Origin of the sequence: Pseudomonas sp. TWP3-1 (assembly GCF_049896625.1) — a bacterium.
Classification (GTDB): Bacteria; Pseudomonadota; Gammaproteobacteria; order Pseudomonadales; family Pseudomonadaceae; genus Aquipseudomonas.
Genome location: NZ_JAFCUQ010000026.1, coordinates 20094 through 37380 on the forward strand (window position 1 = coordinate 20094; position 17287 = coordinate 37380).

General features: G+C 60.3%; 10 protein-coding genes. 1 reads left to right on the plus strand and 9 read right to left on the minus strand.

The genetic code is table 11. From position 1 onward, the window contains the following. Positions 1-32 precede the first annotated feature (32 nt). Positions 33-3308, minus strand: a complete 3276-nt coding sequence (locus ACP7BN_RS25570; RefSeq protein ID WP_426206601.1) for a DUF2126 domain-containing protein — start codon at positions 3306-3308, stop codon at positions 33-35. Positions 3309-3673: 365 nt separating this feature from the next. Next, the gene (locus tag ACP7BN_RS25575; protein WP_426206602.1) at positions 3674-5977 is read right to left on the minus strand and encodes a YgiQ family radical SAM protein; all 2304 of its coding nucleotides are present in this window, start codon (positions 5975-5977) and stop codon (positions 3674-3676) included. A 192-nt stretch (positions 5978-6169) separates the two neighbouring features. Here ACP7BN_RS25575 and ACP7BN_RS25580 point away from each other — a divergent pair, with 192 nt between their 5' ends. After that, the gene (locus ACP7BN_RS25580) at positions 6170-9880 is read left to right on the plus strand and encodes an NEL-type E3 ubiquitin ligase domain-containing protein (RefSeq protein WP_426206603.1); all 3711 of its coding nucleotides are present in this window, start codon (positions 6170-6172) and stop codon (positions 9878-9880) included. Positions 9881-9922: 42 nt separating this feature from the next. On the opposite strand, the gene dnaB is transcribed toward ACP7BN_RS25580, so the two are convergent. From dnaB to rnr, 7 genes are all read right to left on the minus strand, one after another. Beyond that, complete coding sequence (gene dnaB, locus ACP7BN_RS25585) at positions 9923-11320, minus strand: replicative DNA helicase (RefSeq protein ID WP_420647025.1); 1398 nt, start codon at positions 11318-11320, stop codon at positions 9923-9925. Between the two features lie 120 nt (positions 11321-11440). After that, a complete protein-coding gene (rplI, locus tag ACP7BN_RS25590; protein ID WP_008078307.1) occupies positions 11441-11887 on the minus strand; it encodes a 50S ribosomal protein L9 in 447 nt (148 codons plus the stop codon). Positions 11888-11905: 18 nt separating this feature from the next. After that, positions 11906-12799 carry a hypothetical protein gene (locus ACP7BN_RS25595; protein ID WP_420647024.1) on the minus strand — a complete coding sequence of 298 codons (894 nt, stop codon included), beginning with the start codon at positions 12797-12799 and terminating at the stop codon, positions 11906-11908. A gap of 36 nt (positions 12800-12835) precedes the next feature. After that, the gene (gene rpsR, locus ACP7BN_RS25600; protein WP_002551829.1) at positions 12836-13066 is read right to left on the minus strand and encodes a 30S ribosomal protein S18; all 231 of its coding nucleotides are present in this window, start codon (positions 13064-13066) and stop codon (positions 12836-12838) included. 28 nt (positions 13067-13094) lie between these two features. Further along, the gene (gene rpsF / locus ACP7BN_RS25605) at positions 13095-13520 is read right to left on the minus strand and encodes a 30S ribosomal protein S6 (RefSeq protein ID WP_420647023.1); all 426 of its coding nucleotides are present in this window, start codon (positions 13518-13520) and stop codon (positions 13095-13097) included. A 307-nt stretch (positions 13521-13827) separates the two neighbouring features. Then, on the minus strand, positions 13828-14595 hold the full coding sequence (gene rlmB / locus ACP7BN_RS25610; RefSeq protein ID WP_426206604.1) for a 23S rRNA (guanosine(2251)-2'-O)-methyltransferase RlmB: 768 nt from the start codon (positions 14593-14595) through the stop codon (positions 13828-13830). Beyond that, the gene (gene rnr, locus ACP7BN_RS25615; protein ID WP_426206605.1) at positions 14592-17246 is read right to left on the minus strand and encodes a ribonuclease R; all 2655 of its coding nucleotides are present in this window, start codon (positions 17244-17246) and stop codon (positions 14592-14594) included. The genes rlmB and rnr overlap by 4 nt, the downstream gene beginning before the upstream one ends. Between the last annotated feature and the right edge of the window lie 41 nt (positions 17247-17287).

The following is a 17287-nucleotide window of genomic DNA, read 5'->3' on the forward strand; positions in this document are numbered from 1 at the left end:
GATATACGAAAAATCCGGGCGTCGTGTACGACTTAGAAACGTCGTAAATCGAGCGTCATCGGTAGCTCGTCAGTCGTTTCCAGAATCGGTACAGGAAGTTTTCCCGGCGTGTGTCCGATGCGGAAGAAACGCGCCATGCGTCGGCTCTCGGCTTCGTTGGCATTCACTGGCAGCGTCTCGTAATTGCGGCCGCCCGGATGGGCGACGTGGTACTGGCAGCCACCCAGCGAACGCTGCATCCAGGTATCGAGCAGGTCGAACACCAGCGGCGCATGCACCGGGATAGTCGGTTGCAGGCAGTTGGCCGGTTGCCAGGCGCGAAAACGCACACCAGCCACGAACTCGCCAACGCGCCCGGTCGATTGCAGCGGCACCGCAACGCCGTTGCAGGTCAGCAGATAACGTTGCGGCGGCAAGCCTTTGAGCTTGACCTGCAAGCGCTCCAGCGATGAATCGACATAACGCACCGTGCCGCCCACCGCGCCCTCCTCGCCCAGCACATGCCAAGGCTCAAGCGCCTGTCGCAGCTCGAGTTCGATGCCGTTGACGGCGTAATCGCCGACCTTGGGAAAGCGGAACTCCTGATGCGCGGCAAACCATTCGGCGCGCAGTGGATAACCGGCGTTGTTCAGCTCAACGATGACGTCGGCGAAGTCCTGCTCAATGAAATGCGGCAGCAGGAACCGGTCGTGCAGTTCAGTGCCCCAACGCGCGAGTTTCGGCGGCGCGTAAGGCTCACGCCAGAAGCGCGCCACCAGCGCTCGCAGCAACAGTTGCTGCGCCAGACTCATGCGCGCATGCGGCGGCATTTCGAACGCGCGCAGCTCAAGCAAGCCGAGACGCCCGGTCGCACCGTCCGGTGAATAGAGTTTGTCGATGCAGAATTCGGCGCGATGGGTATTGCCGGTGACGTCGATTAGCAAATTGCGCAGTAGCCGATCCACCAGCCACGGCGCGCACTCCTCACCCGGTTCGGGCATCTGCGCAAAAGCGATTTCCAGCTCATACAACGCGTCATTACGCGCCTCGTCCACGCGAGGCGCCTGCGAAGTCGGGCCGATGAACAGCCCGGAAAACAGGTAGGACAACGAAGGATGGTTGTGCCAGTAACTGATCAGGCTGCGCAACAGATCGGGACGCCGCAGAAACGGTGAGTCCGCCGGTGTCGCGCCGCCGAGGACGAAATGGTTGCCGCCGCCCGTGCCGGTGTGGCGGCCGTCGATCATGAACTTCTCGGTGGTCAGACGGGTTTGCCGGGCTTCTTCGTAGAGAAATTCGGTGCGTTCGACCAACTCGTCCCAAGTCGCGGACGGCTGCACATTGACCTCGATCACGCCCGGATCCGGGGTGATACGGAAGTTGCTCAGCCGCGGATCGCTCGGTGGCTCGTAGCCTTCCAATAGCACCGGGCAGCGCAGTTCTTCAGCGGTGGCTTCGATGGCGGCGACCAGTTCCAGGTAATCCTCGACTTGCTCCAGTGGCGGCATGAACAGGTACAAACGGCCTTCGCGCGCCTCGGCGCAGAAGGCCGTGCGGGTCAGCCAGTCGGCGGATTCGTCGATCTTCGGCACGCGTTCATCAACAGTGGCCGATGCGCCATGACTGGCGAGTTGCGCAGGGTCGGGCAGCGCCGGGAAATCCTGATTTGGATCGTTCGGATGGATGAACGGATACTCGGCCGCTTTCACCCACGGTTGCGAAGCCAATGGCAGGCGATAGCCGAGCGCCGAATCCCCGGGCACCAGCCGGCAATGTTCGTCACGCAGGTACCAGCGGCCGCTCTGCCACTGATCGCCCTTGGCAGTGCGCGCCAGTGGCAGCACCTGGCCGATAACCTTGTCGAGGCCTTGGCTGAACACCTTGCGCAGCCGCGCACGCTCGAGGGGCTCTTCCAGGCGTGAGTCTTCGGCGCTGACGTTGCTCGGCAGCGCGCCCTCGCGCCAGAGGTAATAGAAATTGTCTTCATAAGCAGGAAACACGAATCGCGCCGGCAACTTCAAACGCTCGGCGACACTCGCCAGAAAGCGTCCGGCCAGAGCGCCATCGGCGCCGTAGTCCTGCTGTTCGTCGGCAATCAATGCGCTGTTGTGCCAGATCGGCACTCCGTCGCGGCGCCAATAGCAATTGAGCGACCAGCGCGGCAGTTGTTCGCCCGGATACCATTTGCCCTGACCGAAATGCACCAATCCGTTGGGCGCGTAATGTGTGCGCATGCGCTGGAATAACTCGGCGGAAAGTTTGCGCTTGTCCGCGCCAAGGGCGGCGGTGTTCCATTCGGCGCCGTCGGGATCGTCGATGGAGACGAAAGTCGGTTCACCGCCCATGGTCAGACGCACGTCGCCTTCCAGCAGGTCAGCATCGATCTGACGGCCTAACGCCTGAATCGCCAGCCATTGCTCGTCGGTATAGGGCTTGGTGACCCGCGGCGCCTCCCAGATCCGCTCTACCGACATTTCATGGGTGAATTGCGTCTCGCACGGTTCGACCAAACCACTGATCGGCGCCGCCGATGACGGATCGGGACTACAGGCCAACGGAATATGCCCTTCACCGGCGAACAGCCCGGACGTCGCGTCGAGACCGATCCAGCCGGCGCCGGGCAAATACACTTCGCACCAGGCATGCAGATCGGTGAAATCCACTTCGGTGCCGGACGGCCCGTCGAGGCTTTTCACATCTGCCGTCAGTTGAATCAGGTAACCGGAGACGAAACGCGCGGCCAGTCCGAGATTGCGCAGCAGTTGCACCAGCAGCCATGCCGAGTCGCGGCAGGAACCGGAGGCGTGTTCGAGGGTGTGTTCCGGGGTTTGCACGCCCGGCTCCATGCGGATCAGGTAGCTGATGTCTTCGCTCAGACGCTGATTCAGCGCGACGAGGAAATCCACGGCTGGCAGCGGCGTGCGGTCGATCCTGTCGAGGTAGGCCTTGAATGCCGGGGTCAGCGGCAGGGTTTCGAGGTACGGCGCCAGCTCTTTGCGCTCATCGGCGGCGTAATCGAAGGGGATTTTCTCGGCGTAGGGTTCGAGGAAGAAGTCGAACGGGTTGAACACGGCCATTTCCGCGAGCAGGTCGACTTCGATGCGCAGCTCGTCGGTCTTCTCGGGGAACACCAGCCGCGCAAGGTAGTTGCCCTGCGGGTCTTGCTGCCAGTTGATGAAGTGCTGCTCGGGCGAGACTTTCAACGCATACGAGAGAATCCGCGTGCGGCTGTGGGCGGCCGGGCGCAGGCGAACGATCTGCGGACCGAGCTCGACAGCGCGGTCGTAGCGGTAATGCGTGACGTGATGCAATGCGACATGAATCGACACGGCGTGCCTCCTGCGAGCCTAAGCGTATTGGAAAGCGCGCAAGAGTTATGCCATGCACAGGCCTGGGCGCTTTTCCGGAAATGCTCAGGGCAGTACAGCACCAAAAACGGGCGATGCGAGGAAATGGTTGGTGACAGTTGCACGCAAATGTTGCGAGCAGTTGTTCATGCGTTGCCTGATCCGACGCCATCGCTGGCAAGCCAGCTCCCACAGGGATCTTCAGTGGCCACAGTTTTGTGAGCGACAGATAACCCTGTGGGAGCTGGCTTGCCAGCGATGAGGCCGATGGCTTCAGCACAACTCTTGAACCCGGAAACGCAAAACGCCAACCCGAAGGTTGGCGTTCTGTTCACTTCAACAAAGGCTCAGCGCGGCACTACAGGCTTGCGTGCCGGTTTCGGCCCTTTGCCCTTCGCTGCGTCCTTGCGATCCTTGGCCGCTTGCTGGTTGCGGGCAAATGCCGCGGCCTTGGCCTGTTCGCGCTTGTCCCACGAATTACCGCCATCACTGGCACGCGGTGGCAAACCGGTGTGCTGGGTGAGGATCTTGGTGGTCTTCTCACCCGCAACCTTGTGGCTGCCAGCCGGCGTCGAGTTCTTGCGACGGGCGCTCTGGTAGCTGTCAGTCGCCGGTTGATGTGCCGGAATCAACTGGGTCTTGCCTGGCCCGATCAGGTCGGAACGGCCCATGCGGATCAGAGCTTCACGCAGCATCGGCCAGCCTTTCGGATCGTGATAACGCAGGAACGCCTTGTGCAGACGACGCTGCTCTTCGCTCTTGACAATGGTCACGCTGTCGCTCTTGTAGCTGACCTTGCGCAGCGGGTTCTTGCCCGAGTGGTACATCGCGGTGGCGGTGGCCATCGGCGAAGGATAAAACGCCTGCACCTGGTCAGCACGGAAGCCGTTGCCTTTGAGCCACAGAGCCAGGTTCATCATGTCTTCGTCGGTGGTGCCCGGGTGCGCGGCGATGAAGTACGGAATCAGGTACTGCTCTTTGCCGGCTTCCTTGGTGTACTTCTCGAACATGCGCTTGAACTTGTCATAGCTGCCGATGCCCGGTTTCATCATCTGGTTGAGCGGACCTTCCTCGGTGTGTTCCGGGGCGATCTTCAGGTAACCACCGACGTGGTGGGTCACCAGCTCTTTGACGTACTCCGGCGACTCGACCGCGAGGTCATAGCGCAGGCCGGAAGCGATCAGGATTTTCTTCACACCCGGCAATGCACGGGCGCTGCGGTACAGCTGAATCAGCGACGAGTGGTCGGTGTTCAGGTTCGGGCAGATGCCGGGGAATACGCAGGACGGCTTGCGGCACGCGGATTCGATTTCCGGGCTCTTGCACGCAATGCGATACATGTTCGCGGTCGGGCCGCCGAGGTCGGAGATGACACCGGTGAAGCCCGGAACCTTGTCGCGGATCTCTTCGATCTCGCGAATGATCGACTCTTCGGACCGGTTCTGGATGATCCGGCCTTCGTGCTCGGTGATCGAGCAGAAGGTGCAGCCGCCGAAGCAGCCACGCATGATGTTCACCGAGAAACGGATCATGTCGTAGGCGGGGATCTTTTCCTTGCCGTAAGCAGGGTGCGGAACCCGTGCGTAAGGCATGCCGAACACGTAGTCCATTTCTTCAGTGGTCATCGGAATCGGCGGCGGGTTGAACCAGACGTCGACTTCGCCGTGCTTCTGCACCAGCGCGCGGGCGTTACCCGGGTTGGTTTCGAGATGGAGTACGCGGTTGGCGTGAGCGTAGAGCACCGCATCGCCACGGACTTTTTCCATCGACGGCAGACGGATCACCGTCTTGTCGCGAGTCATGCGCGGGCTGGCCAGGATCTGTACGACCTTGGCTTCCTGCGGATCTTCAACCGGGCCCTTTTCCTGCTCGATTGCGCAAGCCTGAGTGTCTTGGGTATTCACATACGGGTTGATGATCTTGTCGACCTTGCCCGGACGGTCGATGCGCGTGGAATCGACTTCGTACCAGCCCGCCGGCGTGTCACGACGGATGAACGCGGTGCCGCGCACGTCGGTGATGTCTTCGATCTTGTGACCGTAGGACAGACGCTGGGCGACTTCGACAATTGCCCGCTCGGCGTTGCCGTACAGCAGGATGTCGGCGCAGGCGTCGATCAGGATCGAGTTACGCACGCGATCCTGCCAGTAATCGTAGTGCGCGATGCGGCGCAGGGAAGCTTCGATGCCGCCGAGCACGATCGGTACGTTTTTGTAGGCTTCCTTGCAGCGCTGGCTGTAGACCAGGCTGGCGCGATCCGGACGCTTGCCGGCCATACCGCCAGGGGTGTAGGCGTCGTCGGAGCGGATTTTCTTGTCAGCGGTGTAGCGGTTGATCATCGAGTCCATGTTGCCGGCCGCGACGCCGAAGAACAGGTTCGGCTCGCCGAGCTTCATGAAGTCATCTTTGGACTGCCAGTTCGGCTGGGCAATGATCCCGACGCGAAAGCCTTGCGACTCCAGCAGCCGGCCGATGATCGCCATGCCGAACGACGGATGATCGACGTAGGCATCTCCGGTAACAATGATGATGTCGCAGGAATCCCAGCCAAGCTGATCCATCTCCTCCCTGCTCATCGGCAGGAATGGCGCTGGGCCGAAACATTCGGCCCAGTATTTTGGATAGTCAAATAACGGCTTGGCTGTTTGCATGTCGACGACCGGTGTTGAGATGAAAAATCGCGGGCGCGGAATATAGCACAAAAATTAACCAATTCCGACGGCAATGGTCGGTTTCTCTTTGCCCCCGCCCAACTCCACCCAGTCGCTGCAAAACCGGCAATGAAGCCGAACGCTCGTCAGTCTCTTTTCGACGGATGCGCCTACACACAAGGATGAACAAACATGCCATTGAAACCGCCTGTCAGGGGCAGTACCCACGTCGAGGTGCACACACCGCCCCTCCGCCCCGGGAATGAAACCCCGCCGCGCATCGGCGCGCCGGGCCATTTCGAACCTGACACTTCGATTTTCAGCCCCGGACAAAAACCGCGCGGACACAACAAAGGACCGGCCGACACCGACCTGGATGCAATCCTCCCGGAGTCATCGCTGACCATCAACGAACTGTCGCCCTCCGAGATTGAATCCAGGCCACTGCGCCGCCCGCTGGAGGACTACCGGGTTCCCAACGCCAATCACCTGCCGGCGGCGGATGCTCAGGGCCTGCGCAGTTTCAAGGGTCGCCTGTTCGTCGACGGCTACGATGGCAGCACCCTGCACGTAGGTCGCGATCCTGAGAGCGGTCTGTACCGGGCCAAACTGCAGAGTGAACAGAAGGCCTCCGGGCCTGATTTGCTGCGTGACCCGGAAACCGGCCTCTGGCATCCGCTGCAACAGTTGGAAGCGATGACCTTCGCGCTATCGGCCAGCCGCCTCCAGGACTACCGCACGGCGCTGGACTTCGGCGCCGCGCAACCTGACAGTGCCGGGCTCTATCACTTCGAAAAGCGCGTGTATGCGGTCATCGAGGATCAGGCCTATCAAGTCATGCATGATCTCGATGCGTCATCGCCCGAGCTGGCCGTGATGCGCATCGTCCGGCCCGCGGACCCCGTCGCCAGTGACGAAAATAACCGTTACGTCGCCACGCGACCGGGCAAATCGGAGCCGGTGTTTTTCAACCGGCAGATCGGCTGGACCGGCCTGATTGTTGGCGGTGCGGGCGGGATGTTCAGCGGCCAGGAGCGCTCCTGGCGCAGGCAACTGGGCGCCGCGGTGAATCAACATCTGCGCAGTGCGCAAAGCCGCGCTCGCAAACTGTTTCCAGCAATGGACCAGGCCGGGATCGAAGTGTTTATTCAATCGCTCGGGGGCGACGTTGCAGCAGGGCTGACCCGCCGGGAAACCCAACTGGGAACCCTCAAGCAGGAGCTGAAAACCTGGAGCCAGCAAACCGCCGCGGGATCTCCCGGGACTTGGGCCAAGGACGTGTCCGCAGAAATCCTGCGTGGCTGGCGCCGGGAAACCGGGACCACGCTTACGCTGCCAGAGGCAGGCGGAGCCTTGCCGGCATTGAAAGCGGATTTCGAGCATATCGAGTCTCTGAATTTGCGGGCGATCGAGTGGTCCGACACTGCCACAGCCTTCCTCGGCAATTTCTCCGCGCTGAATCATCTGAGCATCGTGCGCTCCACTCTGGGAGAAGTCCCCGCTGCGATCCTGGGGATGCACAATCTGACCACGCTGGACCTGCACGCCAATCGCATCAAGATCAACGCTGAAGGCGTCGCTCGACTCAGCGCGCCCACCCGCCTCGAACAACTTGATCTGTCGCACAATACATTGGGCGTTGCGCCCGACCTGCAAGGCATGTCCGCACTGAAAGTGCTTAACCTGAGCAACACCGCCATCGAGCAGTGGCCCACGGGGTTGCAGACCCGCACAGGTCTGAAAATCCTCGATTTGCGCAACAACCGCTTGCGTGCGGTGCCACCGGCCTACCTGAACCCGCCAGCCGAGCAGCTCGAGGCGGTCGCGAAGATCAACGGCGTCACACTGCTGGACGGCAATCCGTTCCCTGCCGATTACTGGCAGCACTTCGACGCGTACTGGCAACGCCTGCATCTGGAGCGTCCGGACTTGCTGGCACTCGCCACGCCCGGCGCTTTCGATAGCGCAAACCCTAAAGTCGAGCGCTACCGGCTTATGTTCCCGGACAAAACCTTGCCAGAGGCCCGGCAATTTATCAGGGCGCTCGGCGCCGGGGCCGAGCCTGAACTGCTGCGCCTGGAACGCGAATATCAGGTTCTGGAGGATCAATTGGGTGCATGGTCGTTTTCTGGTGGCGGCGCGCAGCAGCGTTACGTTCGCGCCAACCAGATGCGCCTGGACCAGAGCGAAGTCGGCGATCGCTATGAAGCACGGCGCCGGATCTTTCAGTGCTGGCGCCGTGAAACGCCGCAGAAACTGGCAAACGACGGCACGCCCATAGGGCTGATGCTCGATCTGAGCGGCCTGACCCTGCCAAGCCTGCCGGACCTGGATGTTGATTTCAGCCATGTGGGTGCACTGAAACTCAACAATATGAACTTGAGCGCGTCTCCCGAAGGCTTCCTGTCGGGTTTTCGCCATGTTCGCTGGCTGGACCTGTCGAACAATCAACTGCGCGACCTGCCCCCCGCCATCGGCGAGATGCACGCAATGACGCGTCTGTTTCTGCAAAACAACCAGATCATGCTCACCCCGGACACGGCGCGGATCCTTTCCGAGCGGGTGACGCTGCGAGCGTTGATGCTGGAAAAAAACCCGTTGGGCATCGCCCCGGATTTCAGCCTGATCAGCGATATGCGTTCGCTGAATTTAGCCAATACGCGGATCGACGCCTGGCCGAACGGGCTGGCCGAGCAACCTTCGCTCGACCTGATCAATCTGGCCGGCAATCGGATCACGACAATTCCCGACTCGGTCATTGCGCCGACAGATTCCCGGTTGGCGCAGATGACGCGCATCAACGACGTGACCAACCTGAGCGACAACCCGTTGTCCGATGCGACGATGGAGCAAGTGCAGCACTATGCCGAACGATTGAACAGGCACGCACTGACCGAACCCGGCCGACCCAATCGCCTGGTCGCCACCGCGCACTCTCGGACCAATCGCAGACAGGCCAACAACCTGGCGGACTCGCCGTTCAAGCGCTGGTCGGAAGGTTTGTCAGAAGAGCAGACAACGATCCGACGCGTGCAGTGGCAGATATTGAAGGCGCATCAAGGCTCGGACCCGTTCTTCGAAATTCTCAACCGCCTCAAGCATGGCGGTGCCGGCCATACCGATCAGCAACGCCGGGTCTGGGATGTGCTGGATACCATGAGCGAAAACAGTCCCGAGTCGGAGCGCCTGCGCGACGATCTGTTCAACCGCGCAGGGGAACCTGCCTGCTGTGACCGCGCGGCATTCTCTTTCGGCAATCTTGAAGTCCTGTCCATGGCGTACAAGGCACGGACTCAAGCGCTGGATCAGTCTCAGGGCCAACAGTTGGCAGACTTCTCCCGACGCCTGTTCCGCTTGCATGAAGTCGACAAGTTCGCATCGCTCGACATCAAGAACAGCGAAGCCATCTTGCGTGATCCGCACACCTCTGCGGCAGACAGGCATCTGCATAGCCTGCGTCTCTCAGAGGAGGTCGAGATCAGACTGGCTTATCGTTTTGGCCTGAAGGCGCGGCTTGATTTGCCGGGACAGCCCGAGCAAACCAGCTTCACCCACATGGGCAAGGTCGATCAGGACAAACTGGACAACGCCCATGACACGGTCAAGGCGCTGGATAATTCGCCGCAGGAGCGTGAAGCGTTGCTGTCCCGGGAATTCTGGAAGGACTATCTGACGAATAAACATCGCCAGCAATTCGAGGACCAACGTGCGCCGTTTCAGGATCGACTGGCCGACCTGCATGACAGCTTCGTCGATCGGCAGTTGACCGAGATCGAGTACAAAGCGAAAAGCGAAGACTTGCAGGCTCAGTTGGCGATAGAAGAGGCGGCGCTGATGCAGACCCTGACGATTCAGGAGCTCGACGCCCCTGCCCCTGGCGACAACATCAATCCAGCGAACTAAGGGCAACCGGGAAAGGGCCTGGCGGTTTTCACCGGCCAGCCCTTACTCGTCGTCGTCGAAGTTATAGCTACCCGGCGCGAGGTTTTCAAAGCGTGTGTATTTGCCGATGAACGCCAGGCGGATAAAGCCGATCGGGCCGTTCCGCTGCTTGCCGATGATGATTTCGGCGATGCCTTTGTGTTCGGTTTCCGGGTGATACACCTCGTCCCGGTACACAAACATGATGACGTCAGCATCCTGCTCGATGGCTCCTGATTCCCGGAGGTCGGAGTTGATCGGACGTTTGTTCGGTCGCTGTTCCAGGGAACGGTTGAGCTGGGACAGTGCGACCACCGGGCAGTTGAATTCCTTGGCCAGGGCTTTCAGGGAACGCGAGATTTCGGAAATCTCGTTGGTCCGGTTATCACCGCCGGAACCCGGAATCTGCATCAGTTGCAGGTAGTCGATCATGATCAGGCCAATGTCACCGTGCTCGCGCGCCAGACGCCGGGTACGCGCACGCATTTCCGACGGGCTGATGCCGGCAGTGTCATCGATGAACAGCTTGCGATCGTTGAGCAGGTTGACCGCCGAGGTCAGGCGCGGCCAGTCATCGTCCTCCAACTGACCGGAACGCACCTTGGTCTGATCGATACGCCCAAGCGATGAGAGCATACGCATGATCAGCGATTCACCTGGCATCTCGAGGGAGTACACCAGCACTGCCTTGTCGCTGCGCAGTACGGCGTTTTCCACCAGGTTCATGGCGAAGGTGGTTTTACCCATCGATGGACGACCAGCGACGATGATCAGGTCGGACGGCTGCAGGCCGCTGGTCTTCTCATCGAGGTCGGTGTAGCCGGTGGACAGGCCGGTGATCGCGTTGTCGGTGTTGAACAGGGTGTCGATACGGTCGATGGCCTTGGTCAACAGGTCGTTCACGCTTACCGGGCCGCCGGTTTTTGGCCGGGCCTCGGCAATTGCGAAGATCTGGCGTTCGGCTTCGTCGAGGATTTCCTCGGCGGTGCGGCCTTCCGGGTTGAAAGCGCTGTCGGCGATCTCGGTGCTGATGCCGATCAGCTGGCGCAACGTCGCACGCTGGCGAACAATCTGCGCATAGGCCTTGATGTTGGCGACGGACGGCGTGTTCTTTGCCAGTTCGCCAAGGTAACCGAGGCCACCGACCTGCGAGGTCTGACCTTCCTTGTCCAGTTGCTCGGCAAGGGTCACGACGTCGATCGGCGAGTTCTGATCGGCCAGTTTGGCGATCGCACGGAAGATCAGACGGTGGTCATGTCGGTAGAAATCGCCGTCGGAGACTTGATCAAGCACGCGTTCCCAGGCGTTGTTGTCCAGCATCAAACCACCGAGCACGGCCTGTTCGGCCTCGATGGAATGCGGCGGCACCTTCAGGGCAGCGGTTTGCAGATCGTATTGCTCAGGAGCGGAGATTTCGTTCATGGCCACTTGTTTGTTAGGTAAAAGCAGGGAGTACAGAAAGACAAAGGGCACGACCTGTAAACAGGATCGTGCCCGATGTTAACCGTCTGACGGGCAAGCCGCCAGCCGATCAGGTGTTGCTTAAGCTGCTACCACGACAACGCGTACGGTGGCTTCAACTTCAGCGTGCAGGTGCACGGCTACGTCGAATTCGCCTACGTTGCGGATGGTGCCGTTCGGCAGACGAACTTCGCTTTTCGCAACTTCAACGCCGGAGGCGGTCAGTGCGTCAGCAATGTCGTGAGTACCGATCGAACCGAACAGCTTGCCTTCGTCGCCAGCGGTGGCAGTGATAGTCACTTCCAGCTCGGCCAGTTGGGCAGCACGGCTTTCAGCCGATGCTTTACGGTCTGCTGCTGCTTTTTCCAGCTCGGCACGACGCTCTTCGAACGCAGCGATGTTCGCTGGGGTCGCGGCGGTAGCCTTGCCGTATGGCAGCAGGTAGTTACGACCGTAACCGGCCTTAACGTTTACTTTGTCACCCAGGTTGCCCAGGTTGGTGACTTTTTCCAGAAGGATCAGTTGCATGTGAAAATCCTCTAACTTTTAACCTTCACCGTTCGCGCTGTCGGTGTCTTTCGACACGTGACGACCGCGAAAATCAATCAGGCTGTCGACAATGGCCAAGACCACGAGCAACGGATAGACCAGCTGCATGAACAGCAACAGCGTGACGTACAACCCCACCAGCCAGAATCCGGCCAGTCGCTTTTGCGCCACCAGCCCATGAATCAGGGCCAGCCCGGCGAACACCAGCGGTACACTGCACAACGGCGTCAACATAGCCATCTGTGCACCGAGATTCGGGCCCAGAAGCATCAACGCCAGCAGTAACATCGCCGGCCCCAGCGGGATTCGAATGGCGCGAAACTCGCGACCAAAACCACCCGGGTTGTACAACAACGCCTGCCAGTAACGCCCGACAATCAGGCTCACAACGCTGAGGATCTGCAACAAGGCCGCAATCAGTCCGGTCAGGACGGGTGCAATCAGCGACGCGAAACGCGCTTGCTCGTCTACCGACAATTGTTGGTAAGACTCGCCGAGAAGCGCTGGCATGACCTTTATCAAGGCCTGCGCGAGCATCTCGATCTGGGGCGCGAAAACCGCCCCGAGCACCACTGCAAACACCAATCCCATGGCTACGCTGACCAGCAGCGTGCGGACCCAGGACTCGCTTGCGCGCAATACCAACGCAAGCCCCGAAGAACCCAGCAGCACCAGAAGTGCCCGTGGGTCATCGGCATACAACCACCAGACCAATGCTGGCAGCAGTCCCAGCAACAGAACGCCGAGGGCGTCTGTCAATCCGCGCCGCAAAAGCACGAAGCTTCCAGCGGCAGCACCCAACCAATACAACAACGGCAATGTCGCACATCCAGCCACTACGAGAGTGGCCTGCATGCGGCCGCGCATGATGAACTCAGCTAAGGCACGCATACATTCTATCCTTTGCTACTTGTCGACTGCCCGGTCTCAGCGGCCGTGGCTGTCGGTGTAGGCCAGCAGGGCCAGGAAGCGGGCGCGCTTGATAGCGGTGGCCAGCTGACGCTGATAACGAGCTTTGGTACCGGTGATGCGGCTTGGAACGATTTTGCCGGTCTCGGATACGTAGGCTTTCAGAGTGTTGAGATCTTTGTAATCGATCTCCTTCACGTCTTCAGCGGTGAAGCGGCAGAATTTACGACGACGGAAGAAACGTGCCATTTGATAGGCTCCTTAAAAGGTCCGTGGATTACTCGTCAGCGTTATCGCTGTTGTCGCTGTCATCACGATCAGCGCTATCAGCGCCTTCGTGGTCTTCAGGACGGTCGCGACGCTCACGGCGCTCACTGCGGTTTTCTTCAGCCTTGAGCATCTCGGACTGGCCAGTAACGGCTTCGTCGCGACGGATGACCAGGTTACGGATCACTGCATCGTTGTAGCGGAAGTTGTCTTCCAGCTCGGCCAGAGCCTTGCCAGTGCATTCAACGTTCAGCATCACGTAGTGAGCCTTGTGAACATTGTTGATTGCATAGGCCAGTTGACGACGGCCCCAATCTTCCAGACGGTGGATTTTGCCGCCGTCTTCTTCGATCAGCTTGGTGTAACGCTCTACCATGCCGCCGACTTGCTCGCTTTGATCCGGGTGGACCAAAAAGATGATTTCGTAATGACGCATGAATGCTCCTTACGGGTTGTAGCCTGCCGCTCAAAAACGGTCAGACAAGGAGTGAATGACACTTATGGACTTGCTGGCGCGGGGCACATGCGTGCCTGCCGTCACAGCAAGGGGCGCAATTGTAGAGAAGGGACTGAATAGGTGCAAGGCAATTGGTGATTATTTGAACAACCCCCAACTCATGCCACACCACAAACCACTGTGGGAGCGAGCTTGCTCGCGAATGCGGTTTGTCAGGCAACATTTATGTCGACTGACACTCCGCTTTCGCGAGCAAGCTCGCTCCCACACTTGAATCGTGTACGGCTCAGGACTTCTTGGCAGAAGCCTTGGCTTTGACACTGCGCTGGCGCTGCGCTTCGAACAGGCACACACCGGTTGCCACGGACACGTTGAGACTGCTCACGCTACCGGCCATTGGCAGGTTCACCAGATAGTCGCAATGTTCGCGGGTCAGGCGGCGCATGCCTTTGCCTTCAGCGCCCATGATCAGAATGGTCGGGCCAGTCAGATCCTGGTCGTAGATGCTGACTTCAGCTTCGCCGGCCGTACCGACCACCCACAGACCACGCTGCTGAAGTTTCTCCAGCGTGCGCGCAAGGTTGGTCACTGCCACCAACGGAATCACTTCCGCAGCGCCGCAGGCTACTTTACGCACGACCGGCGTCAGGGTTGCCGACTTGTCTTTGGGCACGATCACCGCCAGCGCACCGGCAGCATCTGCCGAACGCAGGCAGGCGCCGAGGTTGTGCGGATCGGTCACGCCGTCGAGCACCAGCAACAGTGGCGCGCCGTCGGTGCGATCGAGCAATTCGTCGAGCATCGCCTCGCCCCAGACCTGGCTCGGACTGACGTCCGCGACTACGCCCTGGTGCACGCCTTCAACCCAGGCGTCCATTTCGCGGCGCTCGGCCTGACCGACCTGGACGCGGTTTTCGTTGGCCAGCTCGATCAGCGTCTGCACCCGCGGATCGTTGCGGCTTTCAGCCAGCCAGATCTGCTTGACGCGTTTAGGGTGATGACGCAGCAACGCTTCTACTGCGTGCACACCGTAGATTTTTTCCAGCTGACTCATGACTTGGCCTTAGGTTTACGCGCCCCGCCACTTTTGGCTGGAGCAGAACCCGCTTTTGGCGGGCCTTTACGGTGCTTGCTCGGTTTGGCTGGCTTGCCGCCGGAGTCCTTTTCAGGCGCCGACCGTCCGGTCTTTCCCCCGGACGCCGCTTTACCACCGTTTTTGGCATCGGCCAGCAAGGCCTGCTTCATTTCACGGCTTTTGCGCAGCTCGGCGTTTTTCGCCACGGCGTCGCTAGGGCGATACGCTTCAGAAGCCTTTTCCTTGGCGGGACGGCGGCCAGCGGTTTTTGCCGGAGCCGGTTCTGCCGCGGTTTTGCTAGCAGTTTTACCCGCAGTCCTGGCAGCAGGCGCAGCAGTTTCGGCGCCACGTTTCTTGCGACCGATCGGCGCGCTGATGGTTTTTTCGGCCATCTCGAAGTCGATCTTGCGCTCGTCGAGATCGACGCGCATCACGCGCACTTCAACCGTGTCACCCAGACGGAAGCTGCGACCGGTGCGCTCGCCCGCCAGGCGGTGATGCACAGGATCGAAATGGTAGTAATCACCCGGCAGCGCGGTGACATGCACCAGGCCTTCGACGTAGATATCGGTCAGCTCGACGAACAGGCCAAAACCGGTCACGGCGGTGATCACACCCGGGAACGACTCGCCCACGCGATCTTTCATGAACTCGCACTTGAGCCAGTTCACTACGTCGCGGGTCGCTTCGTCGGCACGGCGCTCGCTCATCGAGCACTGCTCGCCGAGCTGCTCCAGAGCCGCTTCGTCGTACGGATAAATGCGCGCCTTCGGAATGGTCATCGCACCGGCACGGCGAACGTGCGGGGTGTCCTGTTTCGAATGGATCACGCTGCGGATCGCGCGGTGCGTGAGCAAATCCGGGTAACGACGGATCGGCGAGGTGAAGTGGGTATAGGCTTCGTAGTTCAGGCCGAAGTGGCCCTGATTGTCAGCGCTGTACACCGCCTGACTCAGCGAACGCAGCATCACGGTCTGGATCAGATGGAAATCCGGACGATCCTTGATGCTCGCCAGCAATGCCTGGTAATCCTTCGGCGACGGGCCATCCTTGCCTTTATGCAGGGACAGGCCGAGCTCGCCGAGGAACGCGCGCAGTTTTTCCAGACGCTCCGGCGGCGGGCCGTTGTGAACGCGATACAACGCAGGTATTTCGTGCTTCTTGAGGAATTCAGCGGTGGCCACGTTGGCCGCCAGCATGCATTCCTCGATCAGTTTGTGCGCATCGTTACGAACGGTCGGACGGATCTCGGCGATCTTGCGCTCGGTGCCGAAGATGATCCGGGTTTCCTGCGTTTCGAAATCGATCGCGCCGCGCACGTGACGAGCGGCCAGCAACACCTTGTACAGCGAGTACAGCTGCTTGAGGTGCGGCAGAACGTCGTTGTACTCACCCCGAAGCTGACGCGCCTCGGTAAGTTTCGGCGTTTCCAGCATGGCACTGACCTTGTTGTAGGTCAGGCGAGCGTGGGAGTGAATCACCGCTTCGTAGAAGCAGTAGTCGGTCATTTCGCCGGATTTGGAGATGGTCATCTCGCAAACCATGGCCAGACGATCAACGTGCGGGTTCAGCGAGCACAGGCCGTTGGACAGTTGCTCAGGCAGCATCGGAATCACGCGCTCGGGGAAGTACACCGAGTTGCCGCGAACCTGAGATTCGTTGTCCAGCGCCGAACCGATCTTCACGTAGCTGGAGACGTCGGCAATCGCCACGTACAACTTCCAGCCGCCGGAGAACAGGCGCAACTTGCCCGGTTTGGCTTCGCAATAAACGGCGTCATCGAAGTCGCGAGCATCTTCACCGTCGATGGTCACGAACGGCAGATGGCGCAGGTCGATGCGCTTCTCTTTGTCTTTCTCTTCGACTTCCGGCTTGAGCTTGGCGGCTTCTTTCAAGACCGCTTCAGGCCAGACGTGCGGGATATCGTACGCGCGCAGGGCAACATCGATTTCCATGCCCGGGGCCATGTAGTTGCCCACGATTTCAACCACATCGCCTTGCGGCTGGAAGCGTGGCGTCGGCCAGTGGGTGATCTTGACTTCGACGAACTGACCGATCTGCGCGTTGGCATTACGGCCCGGGGTGACCAGCACTTCTTGCTGAATCTTCGGGTTGTCCGCAAGCACGAAGCCGATGCCGCCTTCTTCGAAGTAGCGACCGACGATGGTTTCGTGAGCACGCGAGACCACTTCGACGATCACGCCTTCGCGGCGACCGCGACGGTCCAGACCGGAAACCCGCGCCAGCGCACGGTCACCGTCGAACACCAGGCGCATCTGGCCCGGGCTCATGAACAGGTCGTCGGAGCCATCGTCCGGCACCAGGAAGCCGAAGCCGTCACGGTGACCGCTGATGCGGCCAAGGATCAGGTCGAGCTTGTCCACCGGCGCATACGTGCCACGGCGGGTGTAGATCAACTGAGCGTCGCGCTCCATGGCGCGCAGACGGCGGCGCAGGGCTTCGACCTGGTCTTCTGTGGTCAGACCAAACTCTTCGACCAGTTGCTCGCGGGCAGCAGGCGAACCCCGATCGGCGAGATGCGCCAGGATCAGTTCGCGGCTAGGAATAGGGTTTTCGTATTTTTCCGCTTCACGAGCGGCCTCGGGATCGAGGGACTGCCAATCGGCCATTAGAGAGTTTTCACCTTGTCTATATGCGGGTTAGTTTGGCA

Coding starts and splice junctions, on each gene's coding strand:
- rpsR (WP_002551829.1), bottom strand. CDS start 13,066: ATGGCACGTTTCTTCCGTCGTCGTAAATTCTGCCGCTTCACCGCTGAA.
- rplI (WP_008078307.1), bottom strand. CDS start 11,887: ATGCAACTGATCCTTCTGGAAAAAGTCACCAACCTGGGCAACCTGGGT.
- ACP7BN_RS25580 (WP_426206603.1), top strand. CDS start 6,170: ATGCCATTGAAACCGCCTGTCAGGGGCAGTACCCACGTCGAGGTGCAC.
- rnr (WP_426206605.1), bottom strand. CDS start 17,246: ATGGCCGATTGGCAGTCCCTCGATCCCGAGGCCGCTCGTGAAGCGGAA.
- dnaB (WP_420647025.1), bottom strand. CDS start 11,320: ATGAACGAAATCTCCGCTCCTGAGCAATACGATCTGCAAACCGCTGCC.
- ACP7BN_RS25595 (WP_420647024.1), bottom strand. CDS start 12,799: ATGCGTGCCTTAGCTGAGTTCATCATGCGCGGCCGCATGCAGGCCACT.
- rpsF (WP_420647023.1), bottom strand. CDS start 13,520: ATGCGTCATTACGAAATCATCTTTTTGGTCCACCCGGATCAAAGCGAG.
- rlmB (WP_426206604.1), bottom strand. CDS start 14,595: ATGAGTCAGCTGGAAAAAATCTACGGTGTGCACGCAGTAGAAGCGTTG.
- ACP7BN_RS25575 (WP_426206602.1), bottom strand. CDS start 5,977: ATGCAAACAGCCAAGCCGTTATTTGACTATCCAAAATACTGGGCCGAA.